Origin of the sequence: Burkholderia sp. ABCPW 111 (assembly GCF_000773065.1) — a bacterium.
In the GTDB taxonomy this organism is placed as follows: domain Bacteria; phylum Pseudomonadota; class Gammaproteobacteria; order Burkholderiales; family Burkholderiaceae; genus Burkholderia; species Burkholderia savannae.
In genome coordinates, this window is record NZ_JPWT01000103.1 from 1 (window position 1) to 20,183 (window position 20,183).

The window sequence follows — 20,183 nt, forward strand, 5'->3', positions numbered from 1 at the left end:
ATCAAGGTCATCAAGCGCAGGGCCTACGGGTACCGTGACGAGGAGTACTTCTTCCTCAAGATCCGCGCCGCGTTCCCCGGAATTCCGCGATGAACCAAAAAAAAGCGCGAGCCGATCTTCGACTCGCGCTTTTTCCATGAAGCAGCCCATCCCGAATTGGATCGATGCCGTTTCGGCCGCTCGCTGTTCCCGCTACCGTTTCGAGCGTTGATTCAACGAATCGAACGCTTGCCGTGCGCCTCGCATGTTCGAGCGAACGCGGCAACGAATTCAGCGGCGCGGCGCCCCGGCCTTCACGCTTCGCCGCCGCCGAATTCCTCCCGGCCGAAACCGACTGCCCAACTTGCCCGCTTCGCGGAGCTGAACGATTCGGCAGGCCCGAACGGGCACGTTCTCGGCCGGGCGCGCGCCTATACGCCGGCCCCGCCCGCGGCCCTGCTGCTCGGCCGGCGTCACGCCTCGCGGCCGATGCCGGCGACGAGCCCGTTGCCGGTCGGCACGCTCTGCAGCGTCGGCCCGGCAGCCGGCTGATACTCGGGCACCCAGCGCCGCAGATCGCGCCGCACTTCGTCGTCGCTCAGCACACGGTGCTGCATCAGCCACGGCAGCAGCTCGTCGAGCAGGTGATCGGGCACCTCGCGCGCGCGCGCGGTGCGCAGCTTCGGATGCGGCGTGCGGGTCGTCGTCTCGTCGTCGGCGAGCAGTTCCTCGTAGAGCTTCTCGCCCGGACGCAGCCCGCTGAACTCGATGCGGATGTGATCCTCGGTGAAGCCGTAGAGGCGGATCAGATCGCGCGCGAGATCGACGATCTTCACCGGCTCGCCCATGTCGAGGATGAAGATCTCGCCGCCCTGCCCCATGCTCGACGCCTGCAGCACGAGCTGCGACGCCTCGGGAATCGTCATGAAGAAACGCGTGATCTCCGGATGCGTGACCGTTACCGGACCGCCCTTCGCGATCTGCTGCTGGAATTTCGGAATCACGCTGCCCGCGCTGCCGAGCACGTTGCCGAAGCGCACCGTCTCGAACTGCGTGCGCGCGCTCGTCTGCTGCAGCGCCTGACAGGCCATCTCCGCGAGGCGCTTGCTCGCGCCCATCACGTTCGTCGGGTTCACGGCCTTGTCGGTCGAGATCAGCACGAAATGCCGGACGTCGTGGCGGATCGCCGCACGCGCGACGCGATACGTGCCGAGCACGTTGTTGCGCAACGCCTGCCACGCGTTGAGCTCCTCCATCAGCGGCACGTGCTTGTACGCGGCCGCGTGGAACACGATGTGCGGCGCATAGCGCGACATCACCTGATCGAGCAGCAGCGAATCCTTCGCATCCCCGATGATCGGCACGACGGGCAGATCGGGAAAGCGCTCGCGGAGCTCTTCGGTCAGGCGATACATCGCGTATTCGGACAAATCGAAGGCGATCAGTTGCGCGGGCTGGAATTTCAGGATCTGGCGGCAGAGCTCCGAGCCGATCGAGCCGCCCGCGCCCGTCACCATCACGACGCGGCCGCGCAGCAGCGCTTCGACGTGCGGCGTGTCGATCGTCACGGCCTCGCGGCCGAGCAGATCCTCGAGGTCGATCTGACGGATCTGCGACAGGAAGCCCTGGCCCGGCATCAGCGCGGTCAGCGACGGCAGCACCATCGCCTTGACGCCGGCGCGCACGCAGAGCGTGGCGACGCGGCGCTGCGCTTCGACCGAAGCGGACGGGATCGCGATGATCGCGTATTCGGCCTTCGCGGTCTCGGCCCAGTGCGCGACTTCGCTAATGGGGCCGAGCACCTTGTAGCCGTAGACTTCACGCCCGTGCTTCGCGGGATCGTCGTCGAGCAGGCCGGCGAGACGCCATTCGCCGGAGCGCGACAGCTCGCGCGCGAGGCTCGCGCCCGCGTTGCCCGCACCCAGGATCAGCACCGGCTTGCCTTGCCCGATCAGCCCGCCGTACAGGTAGAACTCCTTCGTCGCGCGGTAAAGCGCGCGCGCGCCGCCCATTGCAAGGAACAGCAGCATCGGCGACAGCACGAGCACCGATCGCGGAATAATCGGAATCGGCTGCAGCATCACTGCGCCGATCATCACGATCAGGGAGCCGCCGATGACGGCCTTCGAGATGCGCAGCAGGTCCGGCAGGCTCGCGAACACCCAGAGGCCGCGGTACAGGCCGAAAATGTGAAACAGCAGGCCGTACAACGGGACGATCCAGGTCAGCGCGAAGAAAGCGCCTCTCAGGAATTCGGGCGGCACCGAACCGTTGAAGCGGACCACGTATGCGATGAGCCATGCGCATACCACTGCCATCAGGTCGAACAGGAAGGCGCCCAGTGATAGCCATGAAGCCTTGGGGCGAAACGCTCGCGTCATATTGCGATTATTTTGATGTGAGTATTTGGAAGCGGTTCCAGCGAATGTCGATGGCCACGCCGATGAGAAATAGCATCAATCCCCAAATTGCGATGGCCACCCACTGGACCGCATCAGATCGCGCCAACACCGAAAGCGACACGACGGCGCCGATCAGCATGATCGCGTACCAGCATAGCGCCGTTAGCGCATGCCCGACGCCCAAGCGCACCATGCGCTGATAATAATGCTCCCGGTGCGCTTCCCAGAACTTTTCCCCTCGTAACAAACGTCGCAATAATGTTACAGATGCATCTGCAATAAAAGGGGCAAAAACGGCAACCGGAAACCACAGCGGCCAGACTCCATGGCGCCATCCCCAAAAGCCGAGGGCGCCGGCCAGAAAACCGAGCGAAATCGAGCCCGCATCGCCCAAGAAAAGCTTGGCCGGATGAAAGTTGAGCAGCAGGAACCCTGCCGCCGCGCCAGCGACGGCGGCACACGCCCACCCCAGCCCGACGGATGCGTGCGGCCCCGCCAGCGCCGCAAGCGCGTAGCTGCCGAAACCGAAAACGGCCATGCCGCCCGCGAGGCCGTCCGCACCGTCCATGAAGTTATACAAATTGATCAGCCAGGCGAGCGCGAAGACTAATATCGGCAGCCAGAACCACGCCAGCCCGCCCGAATACAAGACGACGACCGCGATCGACGCGGCGAGGTGCGCAACGAACCGGACGCGCGCGGGCAATCCGCGTCGATCGTCGACATGCGAGACGGCCGCGAGGAACAGCATCGACGCGACGATCCCCCACAGGTGCGGCGCGGCGGTTCCGATCGCCACCGCGCCCACGGGCACGATGCCCCAGCCGCCCATGCGTGGCGTCGGCCGCGTGTGCATCGAGCGATCGTTCGGCACGTCGGTCGCGAGCCGCCACGCCCACCCGCTCGTGAGCAGCCATTTGAGAATCAGCGCGCAGGCGATCGCGGCGATTGCTGCGATTGCGGCCGCCGATTCCATCGGCGAATTCAACTGGAACGTCATGTCTCTTCCAATGCCTAGCGTCGCTCGAGTGACTTGAACCAGCGAGCGGTCTCGGCAAGCCCCTCTTCGCTCGTGTACGGCGGACGCCAGCCGAGCGCGCCGCGAATGTGCGCGGTGTCGAGCCGCAGATCGTTTGTCAGACGATCGATCTGCGCGGTGCGCCCCGTGAGCGCCCCGACCATGCGCAGCAGCCGCTCGGGCACGGGCAGCAGGCGCGCGGGCCGTCCGAGATGACGCCCGATGCCCTCGAGCAGTTCGGCAACCGTCGGCGCGCCGTCGTCTGCGACATGAAAGCACTCGCGCGCGGCAGCGGGGTCGGTCGCACAGCGCATCACAGCATCGGCAAGGTTGTCGACGTACACCATGCTGCGCCGCGCGCGAACCGATCCCAGCGGCAGCGGCAGCCCTCGCGACACCGCTCGCATCAGGCTCAGGAAATTCGCGCGAACCTCGGGACCATACACGAGCGGCGGCCGCACGATGACCGTGTCGAATCCAAGCTCGTCGCGCAATTGCACGAGCGCGCGTTCGGCTTCGAGCTTCGAGCGTCCGTAAGCGTCCTGCGGCGCGGGAAGCGCGTCTTCGCGCAACGGGACGCCGCCATCGGTCTCCGCAATCGCCTTGATGCTGCTCAGGAACACGAACCGCCGCGCGCGATGCCGCTGGGCGACGCGAGCGACACGCAGCGTCGCCGCGACGTTCGATGCGCGAAATGCAGCATCGGGATCGAGCGCTCGGTCACGCATCACGTGGACGCGCGCGGCGAGATGCACGACGGCGTCCGCCTGCAGATCCGCCGGCCAGCGATCGGCGACGCCCTCGAAATCGTCCGCTTCGTGGACCCACTCCGATACGCCCTCGATGCAAACGCCTGCGCGGCGCACGAGCCCCGTGACGTCGTGCCCGGCCGCGAGCAGCGCGCGGCAGAGCGCGCGTCCGACGAAGCCGTTCGCCCCCGTGACGACGATCCTGCTCATCGCCACTTCCAGCCGAAGCGATTGTAGAACTTGAACGCGGACGCGACGAACATCCGGACGTGCGCGACGCCCTTGCGCGCCGCGCCGCCGCCGTGATGCAGTACGCGCACCATCGGGACATAGGCGACGCGAGCGAGCTCGTGCGTACGCAGGCTCAGATCGTAGTCCTCGAAATAGAGGAAGTAGCGGGCGTCGAAGCCACCAAGCCGTTTCAACAGCTCGGTGCGAAAGAACATGAAGCAGCCGGTGACGATGGGCGGGTCCCATGCGACGTCGCGCTCGGTGATCTGATCGCGCATTTCGTAGCGGGCGAGGCGCACGGCGAATCGCCCGCGCATCGAGGCGGGCGCGAATCCACGCAGAAACAGGTCGAAGAGCGCCGGATAGCGGCGACAGAGATACTGCAGACGGCGCTCGTCGTCATCGACGCGCGGCGTCACGAGCCCGACGTCGGGATGCGTGTCGAAGAAATCGATCGCTTCGATCAATGCGTCGCGGCACATGTCGATGTCTGGATTCAGCACGAGATGATAGCGGCTGCGCGCCCGTTCGATCGCCAGGTTGTGCCCGCGGCCATAGCCCACGTTGCCGTGGCCTCCGATGGTCGTGCACGTGACGCCGCGTTCGCCGAGCGCGCGAAGCTCGGACGACAGATCGGGGGTTGCGCCGTTGTCGACGAGATAGAGCTGCGCGGTACATGCCGGACGGGCCGCGCGCAGTGCGATCCATGCGTTTTCGAAACTCGCGAGGGTACGCGAAAGCAGCGCACGATCCGGATGATAGGTGACGATCGAAACCGACAAATCGTCGATCCCGACATGAACGGCCGCATTCATCCGCGAAACCATCGCACGCAAGCTCGGACACCGCCGTCGGAGCGAATGCAGGCAAAAAGCGTCGTCGCAATTTCAGACTCGAGTCGGTCGATCAAGGGCAAAAGCTCCTAGCTATGTATGGATACTCCCAGGCATACGCCACCCTCGCCCCGGTGTCACCGTCCTTCAGCAGGCCGGTATTGTACCGAATCCGGATTGACGAACGCCGCAATTGCGCAGGCATGCGATCGCGAGCGCCCTCGGCCACGCATGTGGGCGCCGGGGGCCGCTGAGTTCAGCGTACGAAGATTCAGTGGCCGAGCGAACGCGGTGCGACGCACCATCCGTTGCTGCGCCCGCTCGATTGCCGCCACGGCGCGCCCGCGGCTCCGCGCAGCGAGCGAGGCCTCATTGATCGATTATTCAGAATTGCTCACGCGTTCCCCGTCATCGCGCGCCGCGCGCATTCGCTTCGCGACGCCACAGTGTTACTTTGTAATATTCTGGTAATTTTAGTGCGGCACGCAAACATTTACCATTCCTCGCATGAACGAAATACCCGGCATTCGATGGAAGATTTTTTTCGCATGATGCGCACCCGACATTGTTACCTGCATATCGGCACGCACAAGACCGGTACATCGTCCGTCCAGGACTCGTTGACGCGTGCCCCACAGCAGCTGGAAGAGGCCGGATTCTACTTCCCCCGCACGGGACAGTGGGAATCCGGCTCGGGCCAGCACGGCCTTGCCGCGCAGGCGCGATCGAACGCCCACGACGCGCTGGTCGAAGCCCTGATTCGCGAAATCGAAACGATTCCGCATCACATCATCTTGTCGAGCGAAGAGTTCTCGCACATGCTCTGGCGCAACACGGCGGGCTTCCAGCATCTCGTCGACCGGCTGTCCGGCATCGCCGACAAGATCACCGTGATCCTATATTTGAGGCGCCAGCCGGACTTCATCGAAAGCAACTACCTCGAGCGGCTGAAAAGCCGCTTTCACCTCGGCTTTTCAACTTACGCGCACGCGCGCATGCATCACGATCTCGCCGAATTTCCGCTCGATTACCGCAAACTGATCGAGCGGCTCGATCACGTGCGCGGCATTCGCATCGAGGTGCGTGCATATGACTCGGCATCGAAGCCCGGCATACTGCAAGACTTTCTCGGCGTCATCGGCTGGCCGTCGAACGTTCCGCTTGCCGAGAGCCGCATCAACGGATCGCTTCCGCTCGTCGAATCGCTGAAGAATTTCTGCCGCGCGCAAGAGCAGCGCGAGTTGACGGAGTCCGAGGAACGGCTGATCGAATTGATCTCGCTCTCTCTCCCGCCTCGGCCTCGCATGAACGGCAGAACGCGCCGCGCGCTGGTGCAGCGCTATGCCGAATCCAATCGCGAACTCGCCGAGCGCTTCGGCCTGCCGTCGCTGATGGAGACGCCGGAATCCAACGACCCGCTCGACGCGGATGTGGAACTCGCGATCGACGACACGCTCGCGGCAATGCCCGATGCGAACGGCGCAACGCTCGATCATCTGTTTTCGAGCGTCTTTCTCGATATTGTCCGATCCGTTGCGGAACGCTTCGGCGCAACCCAGGCAGCGCTCGCGCAAACGCAATTGCTCGCGCTCGAGCGATATGCCGAGATCGAAGCGTTGCGTGCACGACTCGGACGGGCCGAAGCCGAATTGAACGCGCTGCGGTGCGCGTCGTTGCGTACCGAATGACCGGATGACGGACATCCCGCCGGGAAGCGGAATGCACCGCCCGCCGGCGCGTCGGCTCCGCCATCCGTGTCCGGGCTCGAATCTGACCGGCCGACGGCCGGCCGGCATCGATGCCGGCCCTTCGCGCGTTTATCGCCCTCGCGCCGCCCGCAGAATCTTCCGCGCGACGCGGTGCATCAGCGAAGCCGGCGGCGCGGCCTGCTGAACGTTGCCCGCCGCGAGTGCGGCGATTTCGGCGTTCTGCACCCCCAGTTTGGCCTGCAGCGCATCCCGTTCGTGCCACAGCGCGGCCGTCCTCGCGTGTGCGGCCTGTAGAATGCGGAATGCGGCTTCGTCCTTGCTGCGTTGCCCTTGCTGCAGTTGCTGGATCGCCCTCGCGATCTCGGGCGTGCCGCCGATCGACAGCGCATTCGTCGCACTGTCGATCGCCTCGCGCGTCTGCCGCAGGTAGCTGCGGCCGAGCTTGCCGTCCGGCTCGAGATACGTGCCCTCGCACCACTCGTTCCAAGAATGCAGCAACACGATGCGCTCGTCGGCCGGGAAACGGTTGTACGTATCGATCATCGCCTGCGCGAGCCACTGCTTGTAGCCTTCCCCAACGGTATTCACGTGCACGATCGCGCGCGAGCCGTAACGAGGCGTGTTGTCCCACGGCAGCATGACGGTCCGGAAACGACGGTATTCCGTCGGCGGCCGGCCCGCATGGAACTGCGCAAACTTCTGGTAGTCGACGATGCGGCCCGTGAAATCGTCGCCGAGGCCGAGCGAATCGACGTCGTCCGCGAGCACTTCGGCTGGAATCACGTTGGACGGGATCTCGTAGCTCGCGTCGAAGCCGAGCGTACGCGGCTGGATGGGCTCGGGTGTCCAATCATCGACCATCACGAGATAGAGCCCCGGAAAACCGCGCTTCGCCGCCTCGTCGCGCCAGGTTTCCACGGTCGCCAGCATGTTCGGGAACAGATGTGCCTTATAGATCATCAGCAGCGGCTTGCCGCCGATCTTCGTGTAGCGATCGTCCTCGAACACCGGAAACAGCTCACGAATGAACGCGAGGTCGTCTTCGTGCGAGTGCTGCTGCGCAATGATCACCTCCTTGTCGCCGCCGTCCCAGCGCTTGCTCCAGTTCTCGTTTGCCCACAGGAAGAAGAACGGCGCTTTCAGATCGGACTTGATGTAGTTCTCGATCGGCTTGTAGAGCAGCTTCTTGCCGTGGAAATAGTAGTAGTAGAAACAGAAACCGTTGATCCCGTGCTCCAGCGCGAGCTCGACCTGCTCGCGCATCACGTCGAACGCGCGCAGATCGTAGTACCCGAGCTCGCCGGGAATGCGCGGCTGATAATGCCCGTTGAACAGCGGCTTCGCCTTGATGACGTTGTTCCACTCGGTGAAGCCCTTGCCGTGCGCCCAATCGTTTTCCGCGATCGGATGGAATTGCGGCAGATAGAACGCGAACGTGCGCGGAATTTCCGACGCCGGGATCGAATGGTCGAGCGGACGGGCGGACGCGTCGCCGAGTGCGGACGACAGCTGAATGCCGCTCTCGCCCGGCAGATCGCGGATCGAGCTCTTCGGTTCGGCCGGCAGGCCGCCGACCGGCTCGACAGGCCGTGACTCGCGCGCGCCGAATCGGAGATAGTGCAGCAGCGGATTCACGCCCGCCGTCGCTACGTCCGAGTTGTGGCGCAGGTAAGCGTTGCTGCAGAACATCGGCCCCGGCGAATAGCCCTTCGCGCCGCCCACGAGGATGAAGTGATCCACCGCGCTCAGCGACGAACGCTCGATTTCCGGATAATGAATCGCGTACCAGCCCGCGTCGAAGAACGGCGACCCGAGCACGGCGGCGCGATCGTCTTCGGACACGATGCCGCGAGACGAATCGTCGGTTGCCGCAACCGCGGTGGCGTCGGCCTCACGCGCGCCGGTCGCGGTGTTTTCGCGTTCGTCGAGCAGCGTGTTCACGTACCGCACCGCATCGACCACCTCGTCCAGTCGCAGCGTGCGGGCGGGGCCGGTCAGGTTGCGCACCAGCTTGACGTCGGGTCCGTCGCTGCCGTAGAGGCCCGTGTACGGCGTGTACTGGCGGAACGCGCCCATGCGCCCCAGAAGCACGATTCCGGGCGTTTCCACCGCATTCGCGAGATGAGCCGGCCCACTGTCGACGCCGATGAAAAAGCGTGCGCGGCGAATCACTTCGGCCGTTTCCATGATGGACGTCTTGTTCAGCAGATCGATCGAATCGCCGATCAGAGGCGACGACGTCGCGCCGGCCTTGCCGACGCCGATCTCGACGATCTGCAGCTTCAGCTCGCCGCTGATCCAGTCGGCGAGGCCGCGCCAGTTCTGGTTCGTCCAGTCCTTTTCGAGGTTGTTCGATTCGCGATGAATGACACAGAAGCGCTCGGGGAGCCGCAACGCATCGACCGCTTTCCTGTGCTGCTCGCCGAGATAAAGGCGCGGAGCGGCAGACAGCTTGGGCAAGCCGGCGCCGATGCTGAACGCTTCGAGCAGCGCGCCGTGATCGAGCCATTCGTACGCGTTGATGTACGGATTGCCGTGCTGCTTGACGAGCGGGATGCGGCAGTGCGAGCAGACGCGATAGTTGACATGCAGATCGACGACCTGGTCGTATTTGCCGTGCCGGGAAATCTTGATCCAGTCGGTCAGGCACTCGACGGGTATCGTTTCGTCAACGTAAGGATTGGAATCGATAATCTCCCGATAGCCCTCGGCAACGACCCACGACAGCTTGCATTCCGGATATCGCGTCTTCAGGTATCGAGCCACCGGCTCACAGGCGACGATGTCGCCGATATGTTCCACCAGACCGATAACGATTTTCATCCCAACTCCAGTTTACGTGCTTGAACTACAAGCTTTCCTATTGCCAAATTAATGCGCTCGACTGCCGCGGGCATTCGCGTTCAGCGCCCGAGCGCCCTCTTCAACGAGCGAAGTGGAGCAGTCAGCCGCCAGCTCCGTGACCGATAGATCTGCGCGAGCGCACCCTCGAGGGACGCGACCTGTTCGGCGAACCGTCTTTCCTCGTCCCGGCACTCGCCGAGATCACGCCGGAGCGCGTCCCGTTCCGCCGCCTGCTTGCCGTCCAGCGCGGCGAGATCCACCGCGTGCTGCTCGCGCAATGCATGGATTTCGGCCGCGTGATGCTCGCGCAACACGTCGATCGCGCGAACGAGTTCGGCAACGCGAGCGTCTTCGCCCCGGGCTTCGTACTTCTCGTCCAGACAGACCGTCCCGCCGCTCCGAGCCGCCGCGCACGCACGCAAAACCTCGTGCTCGTATTGCGGCTTGTTCATCAATGCGAGCGCGAGATCGTCGGCCGTCTCGATGTCGAGGACGAGCTCGCACGCGCGGGGCGCGTATTGGCGCAGCGGGTCGTGTTCTCCGCGAGGCGTTCCGACGAGCGCCACCTCACGCGCGCGGCCGAAAATATTTTCGGATTCCCCACGAAAATTCTCCGCATTGTATGCGAGGACGACGTGGGCCCGGACCCGGTAATCGAACTCCTTGAGCACGTTCAGCGCGCGCAGGCCGTCTTCGAGCGAGTTGCACTCCGCATAGACCACCGGTTCGCAGCGACGGATCGTCGACACGCCGCCGCGCAGAACCATGTCCTCCATGCCCTCGACGTCGATCTTGATCAGCGCGCAAGACGGCACGCTCAGGTCGTCGATCGCGACCGATCGGGACGTCAGGCTCTCATGCGGGCCGTCGATCGCCTCCTGCCCGGCAAACGATGCGCGAGGATTCAGCGCGTCTCGCAACGACGCGCTTCCGTAGCTGCCCGGCGACATGATGTCGATCGACGGAATGTGCTCGTCCTTCGCCGTCGCCGACGCGATCGCATTCTCGAGCCGGACGTTGACGAGCCCGTTCGCATGCATGTTCCGCGTCAGCAACTCGAAGCTGCGCGGCTGCGCCTCGATCGAGACGACTTGGCCGGCCGCGCCGACACGCCGCGCGAATGCGAGCGAGTGCGTGCCGATGTAAGCGCCGACGTCGATCACCGTATCACCCGCCCGGATCGTCGACAGCATGAAGCTCAACTCGTTCTCGGCCCATTCCCCGTACTTGCGCAGCGACTCGCTGAGCGCGCCGGTATCGTTGGCAAAGAGGGTCAGCTCGCCATGCCTGGACGAAATAGTCTCGAACAATACGTCACGATCCTTCACGATGCTCACCTTGATTTCTTAATAATGTTGATCGCCGAGGATGTCCCCGGCCTTGGCCCCTCGAAATACTTCGCGTCGCACCTGCATCCGTCGCGCGTGGAGACGACGACGCGCCCACCGCGAGGACCAAGCGGCGGACCGCCTGCATCATTGCCGTCCGCGCGTTCAATCCGCACCGTTTCCGGCCTCACGGTTCACACCGTCGTCGAAGAGTTCGTCGTACGACACCGTGGCCGTGCCCAGCTTGCCGACCACGATCCCCGCGGCGCGATTTGCGTGGCGCACGGCCTCGACGAGCGGAATCCGCGCGCCGAGCATCGCCGCCAGCGTCGCGATCACAGTGTCGCCTGCGCCCGAAACGTCGTATACCTCGCGAGCCAGTGCGGGCTCGTGCACGATGCCGTCGTCCGTAAAAAGCGTCATGCCCTCCTCGGAGCGGGTGAGCAGGAGACATGCAATGTCGAGCCGAGCCCGCAGGCCGTTCACGCGCGACACGAGATCCGCCTCCGAATCCCACTGGCCGATGACCTGGCGCAGCTCCGCCCGGTTAGGCGTTATCACCGTGGCGCCGCGGTAACGCTCCCAATCGTCGCCTTTCGGATCGATCAGAACCGGCTTTCCGGCCCCTCGCGCCGCTTCGATCATTCGCGTCACGTGAGTGAGGCCGCCTTTCGCGTAATCGGAAAAGAGCACGACGTCCTGCTCATGCAAGATCGATTCGAACGTCGCGAGCCCGGCGAGCAGCACCTCGTGGGCGGGCGTATTCTCGAAATCGACCCGCAGCAACTGTTGCTGCCGCGACAGCACACGCAACTTGATCGTCGTCGGCAACGCGGGGTCGCGCCCGAGATGCGCGGTGACGCCGCTATGCTCGAGCAACTCGACGATGCGCTCACCCGGCTCGTCGCTGCCGACGACGCAAAGCAGGCCGGAGCGAGCCCCGATCGCGACGACGTTGCGCGCAACGTTGGCCGCCCCGCCCAGGCGATCCTCGGTACGCTGAATCCGCACGACAGGCACGGGCGCTTCGGGCGAAATGCGCTCGACGTCGCCGAACCAGTATCGATCGAGCATCACGTCGCCGACGACGAGCACGCGAGCTGCCGCCAGCGTCTCGTGCCCGACGTGCGCCGCGCCGTTTCGCGTCGTTCGGACTGCCTGTGCCTCAGATGTTTGGGCCATACGAATTTCAAATGGAAGATCATCATCGACGGAACCGTGCGCATGCATCGGACAACCGCCCCTTCGTCCGCCGCCGGGCGCGACGAAGCCCGGCCGGCCGCTCACCGCCGACGACGCAAGCGTCTGACTGCCTGCAGACTGCGTCGCGCGAGCGGCTTCACGCCGGGCACGCGCAGCGCCCTTTCGATCGACGCCTCGACCCGCAAGCCGATGCGCCGCGCCATCGTCGGCACCACCGACGCGGACGCTCCCGCATGCACGAGTTCGTCGAGCCGGCGCAAGCGCTCGACGAGCGATTCATACGACGCCGTCGCGCGCGCCTGCTCGAGCGCATGGAAGACTTCGCGCGCCGAACGATCCCAGCCGTTCTTTTCTCCGGGCCGGCTCGGCGTGATCCAGCGCACACCGTTCTCGCGCAGGTCATCGACGAGATCCGCCAGCGAGCGGAAGTAGTGAATGTTCTCCGCGCCCTCGATTCCGCACGCGAGTTCGCGGTACAGCGACGACTCGCGCACGTAGATCGGCCGCTTTCGCGCGATCGAATGGAGAATCGGGAATCCGAAGCCTTCGTAGTGGCTAGGGAAGATCACGGCCTCGGCATCGGAATAGAAGCGTTCGAATGTTTCGTTCGACAGGTTTCCGCTCTCGTGCGCCGCGATGTTCGGGTAAGGCGACGGCTCGTCGCCGTATCCGACCGCCACGACCTTGCGCTCCGGAAACGCGGCGGCAATGGCATCCGCCGTCTGGCGCACGAACTTGTGGCAGAAATGATTGCCGATCACGAACAGGTGCGGCTGCGTACCGGGGGTGCGCTCGCTCGGCTTCGCGTACTCGGTCACGTCGAGCGAGTGACGCGATGCTCGTCGCAACACTCTCCGGCCGATCGGGAAACGAGCGGCGATGCGATCGAGGGTGTAGCGCGAATTCGTGAACAGCACGTCGATCTGATCGAAGACATAGCGCCAGACCCTGTGATCGAACGTCAAGGTCAGGTAGCCGCAATCGTACGAGATCGTGTCGAGCATGAAGATGCCGACCACGGGCGCGCGTCGGACGATGCGCTCGACCGTATCCACATCGAACGGCTGGCCGACGCGCACGATCGCCGTCACTTTTGCGCGCGCATCGTGGACGTCGAGCCGGCGCACACCGCTTAATTTGTCGAGCCCGTGAAACTTCCACGCGGCCGGGTCCATGTAGACCGCGATCTCGCAATGCTGCGGCCACGTGCGCACGGCGGCCTCGAGCAGCTTGATGCCTGACTCGAAGGTGCCGTTGTAGTAAGCGCCGAACGTCGAGAAGTCAAACGCGAACGTGAGCTTGCCGTCGTCGCTCTCGAGGTATTCGACGAGCGCTTCCGCTTGATGCTCGGGCGAGCTGAAATAAGCGCGGATCAGCGGCAGGTATTCGGGGTAGCGTGCCTGCAGGATCGGAGCGTTGTTGTCCTCGCGCGCCGCGCGCGAGCTCGCCGACTCGGCGAACGACTGCTCTCCTTCGTGCCACACGAACGCGTGATTCGCGAGGACCGCGCGATAGCCGCATCGGTTGGCCCGGTAGATCAGGTCGTTCTCCTCGTTGTAACCCTTGCCGTAGACGGGATCGAACGAACCGAGTTCGGCGAAGATCGCCCATTTCACATGCAGGCAGAAGCCGACCGCGGTCGGCACATACGAATACCGGGGAAGATACGACGATTGCCTGAGAAACCCCGCATATCCGTCGTCCGGCGCGACATGACGATCCAGGAACGAATGCGGCAGCGTCGCGATGGTCGCGTTGTTGCTGCGCGGAGATACGAAGCCGATCATCGGATCGAGCCGGCTCACCGCACACACCTCGCGCAGCGCGCCAGGGAAAACGATCGTGTCGGAGTTGAGAAGAACGATGTCCGCACGCTCGCGCTTCGCCACTTCGAACGCGCGGTTGCACGTTCCGATGAATCCCAGGTTCTGCTCGTTGCGCACGATGTGCAATGCAAACTGGCAGGCCGCGCCGACGCACCGATCGAGCTCGGCCTGGAGCGCCGGGTAATCGGGGCTGTCGTTGAAAAAGAAGACCGTCGCGTTCAATTCGCGCAATTCGTCCGCGACCGCGTTGAGTGCGGCGAACACTCGCGCGACGAGTTCCTCCTTCTTGTAGAAGGGCACGACCACATGCAACCGTTCGCTCGCGCGCATGTCGTCGCCGGCGAACGTCGCGGGCTCCGTGTCGGGATCGATCAGCGTTTCCCGCAATCCGTAGATCACGCTCTGCAGCGTGATCGTCCGCGCGTTCGCAGCGGTGTCGGCCAACGCATCGCCGTGGGCAGACGACACGACCGGCGCGATCGCGGCAGCGGCTTCGCCCAGCGGGAGCAGACCGCGATAGTCGAAATGTGCCGCTTTCTCGGCCGGCACCAGGATCAACGCGCGGTCGACGCGCTCGCCGAAGACATTGACCACGCAACGGCGATAGTTGTCCGGATTGAACGCGTGGCTGTCGCACGCGTATGCGGCATACCCTTGCCCCACGGCCGGCGTGAGCGCCGATGCCAGATCGGCGAGCTGCGAATCGGCAACCACGACGACAGGACGATGCTTGGCGATCAGGTCCGCGCATTCGCGCAGCGCGCGCCCCGCCTCCTCGCCGTCGCCGACGTATACGACGTCGGCCGCCGTCACGCCGGCGGCGGTCAGCGCAACGCCGCTCGCGTACGGAATCACGTTTGACGTCAGTCGATTGAGTTCAATGTTTCGCGCCAACAGTTCCGCTTGACCGGCGCGTGACTCAACCGCGTACACGCGCCCCTGCTTGCCGGCCCTGCGGGCGAACGCGAGCGCGCGAGCGCCGATCGACGCGCCCAGATCGAAAACCGTCGCGCCCGGTGCGACGAAGCGCCGGACCGACAGCAACTCGCGCTCCGCCCACTCGCCGTAGAGCCGCAGCGATTCCGACGTCGAACAGCCGTCGGGAAGGGTTTCGAACAATCCGTATCTACATTGCAGTTGCGTCATCACGCGGATCTCTGAATCAATTAATGTCGAAGGTCACGGACAGCCCGGGCGCGCCGAATTTCCCATGGACGAGATTCGTGCCAAGCGCCGTCAGCACGATCACGTCGTGCATCAGATGGTGCTGCACGTGATCGCTGCCCGGACCCTCCGCAATGGCGACGTCGATCAGGTATTCGCCCCGGATCATCGCCGGGAAGCGCATCCTGAACACCGCTTCGACCTCCTTGCCCTCCTCCACCGAGATCGCATGATGTCGGAAGTAGCTGTCCGTACTTTCCGCCATCAGCTTTTGCCCCTTGTTGTCCTTGAGCACGAAGCCGATGGCAGGATACGTCATGGGTTTCTTGACGTCGGCGCGAACCACGAGGCTCACATCCTCCTCGGACATGAATTCGCTGACGGCCCTGCCTTGCGCGTCGCGGAAAAAGACCGCCGTGATCGTCGCGCCGCCGAGACCCAAGCTTTCCGCATCAGGCCGGAACGCGGACGCGTGATAGTGAACCGGCGGCACGGAATCCGTCACGTACCTGCGATGCCCGTCGCGCCGCGGCGACTCGAGTGCGGGCATCGCCGCCGAATCGCCGTTCGTCGAGGCATCGGCGATTGCCTGGCCGTTTGCCCTTTCCGAATAGAGATCGCGCAGATAGACCATCGCGATCTCTTTCGGCGCGCCGGTCTGATACAAGTATTCGTCGCCCTCGCGCCGAAGCAGGATCGCCGACTCGCACAGCGCGTTCACCGCGCCCATGTCGTGACTCACGAACAACAGCGTTCCGCCGCCTTCCTTGAAATCGAGCAGGAAGCGAATGCACTTTTGCTGGAAGAATGCGTCGCCGACGCTCAGCGCCTCGTCGACGATCAGAATGTCCGCGTCGACGTGCGCGATCACCGCGAATGCAAGACGGACGAACATTCCGCTCGAATACGTCTTGACCGGCTGATCGACGTAATCGCCGATGCTCGCAAACGCGACGATCGTCTCGAAGCGCGCGTCGACTTGCTCGCGCGTCAGACCGTAGAGCGACGCGGCAAGATACACGTTCTCGCGGCCTGTGAACTCGGGGTTGAAGCCCGCGCCCAATTCGAGCAACGCCGCCACCTTGCCGTTGACCGTGATGCGCCCTTCGGTGGGCGTGAGCGTGCCGCAGATCATCTGCAGCAGCGTGGACTTGCCCGCGCCGTTGCGGCCGATAATCGCGACCGTCTTGCCCTTCTCCACCGTGAAGGACACGTTGCGAACCGCCCAGAACTCGCGGAAATAGGTTCTCCGACCGCGAAAGATCATCTGCATCAAGCGATCGCGGGGCTTGTCGTAAATGTGATAGCACTTGCTCAGATTTTCGATCTGAATGGCAACTTCAGAGGACATCCGCAAACCCCTTTCTCGTCTTCTCGAACCACGTGTATCCGCCCCACAGCACGATCAGCGAGACGGCGAGAACGGGCAGGAACGCATCCAGCGCGATGCCGTCGCGCCACATCAGCACGCGCCGCACTTGCTCGATGATCGGCACGAGCGGATTCAGGCCGGCGATTGCACGGAACCGCGCCGGAATCGCTTGTGCAGGATAGAAGATCGGCGTCATGAACATCAGCACCGTCGTGACGAGACCGGTGATCTGCGCGGTATCGCGAACATAAACGCCCAGCGCGGAAAAAAACCACGCGATTCCGAGTGAAAAGAACACGAGGGGCAGCAGCGCAATCGGGAAGAGCAGCACCGTGATCGACGGCACGCCGATCGCCGCGGCGTAGAAAATGAGCCAGACGACGAAGCTCACGAACATGTGGAACAACGCGACGGCAACCGTGACGCAAGGCAACACTTCGAGCGGAAACACGACGCGCTTCACGTAGTTGGCGTTCGACAGGATCAGCGTCGGTGATCGGTTCAGGCACTCGGCAAACATGTTGAACACGAGCAGCCCCGCAAACAGGACGAGCGCGAACTCGCTCGTCGAGCCGGTGCCGCCGGGCCAGCGCGACCGGAAGATCACGCCGAACACGAACGCATAGACGGCGAGCATGAGGATCGGCTGGAATACCGACCAGAACATTCCGAGGAGGGAGCCGCGATACCGTCCCAGCACTTCGCGAACGGTCAAGGCAATGATCAGACTTCGGTGCTCGCGCAGCGAACGCAGCATTCGCACCGGTGAGGTAAGTATAGGCAACATATTTTCCAGTCAGACCTGTCGGCGAAGTCACGAACGCACGGCGGCACATGTTGCGTGCCCGGCGCAGTGCTTGCGGCCAAGGTTGTTGTCGAAACGGGCGACGCCGTCCGCTTCAAGATACGCTCGCACGTCCGCTTCAGTCATGTCCGCGAGTGCTCGATCCCGGCCGTCGAGCCGACGCTATACACCGAGCCGGGCCCGTATCGCGGTTCGTCGTGACGCAAACGACGCGGCGGCGATGCCGGCACGCGCGGCGCCGGCGATCGGCCACCCATATGCCGACGTCGGCAAGAGGAAATGCGGCGGGCGCGACACCGGACCGAATCCCAACGGCGAGACCGATCGAATGCCCCGCTAGCGAAGCCGCTTCGGAAGCGTTCGCCTTCGCAAGAAACGCTGCAATGGGAATCGCACTCGCACCGGTGCCGACGAACTCGAGAACGGCCAAGCGAGCAACGCCATCGATGCGTCGCATCGGCGCGGTTGCGACCGCACGGGATTCGGGGGCAGCCGCCGTCTTCGAGCCGATCATTGCCGTCGAGCCGCCGCCGGAACGAGCCGCCTGCTGCGGCGCGACGAATTCAGCACATCGGACGACGCGTACTCGCAAATCTTCGCCGCGCGATGAAGGCTCCTGGCGAGTTCCTGCGCCACCACAAGACATCATTGGAAGAATCGACATATCGCAGGGCTAAATTGCTTACGTCCAAACTTACAATTGCGGTAGCAGTCTAGACTCTCGATAATTGTAGAATTATCGCACGACATGAGACGGGAACTCATGTGCTCTGCTCCGCCTGCGCCGCGCTGTCGCGTCCATGCCGCACCGTGTCTCGGCACGCGTTGAATCGTCTTGTCGCGCGTCCATCGAATCCATCACCAGGTAGCTTGTCTTGTCATTGCGCTCCGACGCCATCGTCGTCACATACGAACCGGATACTGCCGCGCTGCTGCGCCTCGTCACCACTCTTGCACCGCAAGTCGGCAAGATCACGATCGTCGACAACGGCTCGGCCAACCTGTCGCAGTGGCGGGAGCGGCTGCCGGCCTCGCAGGTCGAGCTCATCGCGCAACCCGTCAACGCGGGCATTGCGCTGGCGCTCAATCAGGGCTTCGCCGCCACGCACCAGCGGGGCACGGCCGAGTTCGCGGTGTTGTTCGATCAGGACAGCACGCCTTCCGCGGACATGGTCGACCGCCTAGAACACTACTACGACGAGTTCGCGGCCCGCGGTCCCGTCGCCCAAGTGGGCCCCTACTTCTTCGAGCAGAACCGCGGCCAATATCTGCCTTTCATCGAGTTCAAGGCAGGCTTCCCGCGCCGCAAGCACGCGACGGGCACACGAAACTGGACGACCGCCGACTACCTGATCACGTCCGGCGCGCTCGTCTCGCTACGCACGATCGCCGAAGTCGGCCCGCTCGACGCATCACTGTTCATCGACTACGTCGACATCGAATGGGGTCTGCGCGCGAAGGCGGCCGGCTTCCAGAGCTATGGCGTCTTCGACGTCCGCATGCAACACGCGATCGGCGAAAAAGCACTCAATCTCGGCGCGGTTCGCATCGCGATGCACAGGCCCGTTCGCCGCTATTACTACTACCGCAACGCCATCCTGTTATGCCGGCGACGCTACGTGCCGATCAGCTGGAAGCTCCACGAAACGACTCGCCTCTTCGTGAAGTTCTGGATCTTCGCGCTGTTCTCGAGACATCGGATAGCCGACGTACGCATGATGTTGCGCGGAACGTTCGACGGCCTGGCCGGACGCACCGGCAAGTATGGCGAGCGAGGCGCCGATCGCGCCCCCGGCCAGGCGCGTTGAAACGCGCTTACCGCTCTTCGAGACAGAGCCGCAACGCCTCCCGCCAATCCGGAGCCCTCAGCCCGAACACCGCTTCGAGCTTGTCGCCGGACATTCGCGAATTGGTCGGACGCTTCGCCGGCGACGGATAGGCCGAAGCCGGAATCGGCTGCACATCGGGCCGCCTGTCCAACTGCGACAGCTCGAAGATCGCCGACGCGAAACCATGCCACGACGTTCCGCCGCCGGCCGTCATGTGATAAACGCCCGAGCGCTGCCGCCACCATTCCGGATCGTCCGCCGCAAACGCCTGTGCGACCACGTGCGCAGTCAGCGTCGCAATCGTGTTGCTCCAGGTCGGCGCGCCGAATTGGTCGGAAACCACTTTCAATTCAGGCCGTTCGGCGCCGAGCCGCAACATCGTCAGCAGAAAGTTCTTACCGCGCGTGCCGTACACCCAGCTCGTGCGAAACGTGAAGTAGCGCCCGCCGACGGCCGCAATCGCCTGCTCGCCCGCGAGCTTGGTCCGGCCATAAACGTTTTGCGGATCAATAGGATCGTCCTCGACATAGACGCCATCCTTGTCGCCGCTGAACACGTAATCCGTCGAATAGTGGATCAACGCCGCGCCCAGTCGTTCAGCCTCTTCGGCAAGCGCGCCCGGCGCTTCGCCGTTGATGCGCATCGCGAGCTCCGGCTCGCTTTCGGCCTGGTCCACGGCGGTGTAGGCGGCGGGATTGACGATCAGGGCCGGCCGCACGTCGCGCACCACGGTTCGCAGCTGATCGAGATTCGCGAGATCCAGCTTCGCGCGATCCAACGCGACGATCCGCCCCAGTCCCTGCAGCGTTCTCGCGAGTTGAAATCCGACCTGACCGCTGACGCCCGTCACGAGGATCGTTCGCTTGCTGGTTTGAGCGCTCATGAACACCT

At 64.0% G+C, this 20,183-nt stretch carries 13 protein-coding genes; 2 read left to right on the forward strand and 11 right to left on the reverse strand.

What is annotated here, in order from left to right:
• Nucleotides 1-452: 452 nt before the first annotated feature.
• Genes X946_RS23780 through X946_RS23795 form a run of 4 tightly spaced genes read right to left on the reverse strand, consistent with a single transcriptional unit; the run spans nt 453 to nt 5,194 of the window.
• Nucleotides 453-2,360: a nucleoside-diphosphate sugar epimerase/dehydratase gene (locus X946_RS23780; protein ID WP_038752905.1), complete on the reverse strand. Its 1,908-nt coding sequence runs from the start codon at nt 2,358-2,360 to the stop codon at nt 453-455.
• Between the two features lie 7 nt (nt 2,361-2,367).
• Nucleotides 2,368-3,381, reverse strand: a complete 1,014-nt coding sequence (locus X946_RS23785; RefSeq protein WP_038752907.1) for an MraY family glycosyltransferase — start codon at nt 3,379-3,381, stop codon at nt 2,368-2,370.
• Nucleotides 3,382-3,395: 14 nt separating this feature from the next.
• A complete protein-coding gene (locus X946_RS23790; RefSeq protein WP_038752951.1) occupies nt 3,396-4,358 on the reverse strand; it encodes a UDP-glucose 4-epimerase family protein in 963 nt (320 codons plus the stop codon).
• Complete coding sequence (locus tag X946_RS23795; RefSeq protein WP_038752953.1) at nt 4,355-5,194, reverse strand: glycosyltransferase family 2 protein; 840 nt, start codon at nt 5,192-5,194, stop codon at nt 4,355-4,357. The genes X946_RS23790 and X946_RS23795 overlap by 4 nt, the downstream gene beginning before the upstream one ends.
• A 326-nt stretch (nt 5,195-5,520) precedes the next feature.
• Between X946_RS23795 and X946_RS23800 the strand changes: the two genes are divergently transcribed.
• Nucleotides 5,521-6,900 carry a hypothetical protein gene (locus X946_RS23800; RefSeq protein WP_152611793.1) on the forward strand — a complete coding sequence of 460 codons (1,380 nt, stop codon included), beginning with the start codon at nt 5,521-5,523 and terminating at the stop codon, nt 6,898-6,900.
• Nucleotides 6,901-7,029: 129 nt separating this feature from the next.
• On the opposite strand, the gene X946_RS29595 is transcribed toward X946_RS23800, so the two are convergent.
• The 6 genes from X946_RS29595 to X946_RS23830 form a co-directional block, all read right to left on the reverse strand.
• A complete protein-coding gene (locus tag X946_RS29595) occupies nt 7,030-9,744 on the reverse strand; it encodes a glycoside hydrolase family 99-like domain-containing protein (RefSeq protein WP_081989987.1) in 2,715 nt (904 codons plus the stop codon).
• Nucleotides 9,745-9,824: 80 nt separating this feature from the next.
• Nucleotides 9,825-11,102, reverse strand: coding sequence for an FkbM family methyltransferase (locus X946_RS23810; RefSeq protein WP_038752910.1), 1,278 nt, complete (start codon nt 11,100-11,102; stop codon nt 9,825-9,827).
• A 156-nt stretch (nt 11,103-11,258) separates the two neighbouring features.
• Nucleotides 11,259-12,275 carry a D-glycero-beta-D-manno-heptose-7-phosphate kinase gene (gene rfaE1 / locus X946_RS23815; RefSeq protein WP_081989988.1) on the reverse strand — a complete coding sequence of 339 codons (1,017 nt, stop codon included), beginning with the start codon at nt 12,273-12,275 and terminating at the stop codon, nt 11,259-11,261.
• A gap of 101 nt (nt 12,276-12,376) precedes the next feature.
• Complete coding sequence (locus tag X946_RS23820) at nt 12,377-15,268, reverse strand: glycosyltransferase (protein WP_038752912.1); 2,892 nt, start codon at nt 15,266-15,268, stop codon at nt 12,377-12,379.
• A 16-nt stretch (nt 15,269-15,284) separates the two neighbouring features.
• Nucleotides 15,285-16,637, reverse strand: a complete 1,353-nt coding sequence (locus tag X946_RS23825; RefSeq protein ID WP_038752914.1) for an ABC transporter ATP-binding protein — start codon at nt 16,635-16,637, stop codon at nt 15,285-15,287.
• Nucleotides 16,627-17,373 (reverse strand): ABC transporter permease, encoded by a 747-nt coding sequence (locus tag X946_RS23830; protein ID WP_231752847.1) that lies wholly within the window; start codon nt 17,371-17,373, stop codon nt 16,627-16,629. Before X946_RS23830 ends, X946_RS23825 begins: the two co-directional genes overlap by 11 nt.
• A gap of 965 nt (nt 17,374-18,338) precedes the next feature.
• On the opposite strand from X946_RS23830, the gene X946_RS23835 reads away from it, so the two are divergent.
• On the forward strand, nt 18,339-19,271 hold the full coding sequence (locus X946_RS23835; protein ID WP_081989989.1) for a glycosyltransferase family 2 protein: 933 nt from the start codon (nt 18,339-18,341) through the stop codon (nt 19,269-19,271).
• 7 nt (nt 19,272-19,278) lie between these two features.
• On the opposite strand, the gene rfbD is transcribed toward X946_RS23835, so the two are convergent.
• Entirely contained in the window at nt 19,279-20,175 is an 897-nt protein-coding gene (gene rfbD / locus X946_RS23840) for a dTDP-4-dehydrorhamnose reductase (RefSeq protein ID WP_038752918.1), read from the reverse strand.
• Nucleotides 20,176-20,183 lie beyond the last annotated feature (8 nt).

Coding starts and splice junctions, on each gene's coding strand:
- rfbD (WP_038752918.1), bottom strand. CDS start 20,175: ATGAGCGCTCAAACCAGCAAGCGAACGATCCTCGTGACGGGCGTCAGC.
- X946_RS23790 (WP_038752951.1), bottom strand. CDS start 4,358: ATGAGCAGGATCGTCGTCACGGGGGCGAACGGCTTCGTCGGACGCGCG.
- X946_RS23825 (WP_038752914.1), bottom strand. CDS start 16,637: ATGTCCTCTGAAGTTGCCATTCAGATCGAAAATCTGAGCAAGTGCTAT.
- rfaE1 (WP_081989988.1), bottom strand. CDS start 12,275: ATGGCCCAAACATCTGAGGCACAGGCAGTCCGAACGACGCGAAACGGC.
- X946_RS29595 (WP_081989987.1), bottom strand. CDS start 9,744: ATGAAAATCGTTATCGGTCTGGTGGAACATATCGGCGACATCGTCGCC.
- X946_RS23780 (WP_038752905.1), bottom strand. CDS start 2,360: ATGACGCGAGCGTTTCGCCCCAAGGCTTCATGGCTATCACTGGGCGCC.
- X946_RS23785 (WP_038752907.1), bottom strand. CDS start 3,381: ATGACGTTCCAGTTGAATTCGCCGATGGAATCGGCGGCCGCAATCGCA.
- X946_RS23795 (WP_038752953.1), bottom strand. CDS start 5,194: ATGAATGCGGCCGTTCATGTCGGGATCGACGATTTGTCGGTTTCGATC.
- X946_RS23820 (WP_038752912.1), bottom strand. CDS start 15,268: ATGACGCAACTGCAATGTAGATACGGATTGTTCGAAACCCTTCCCGAC.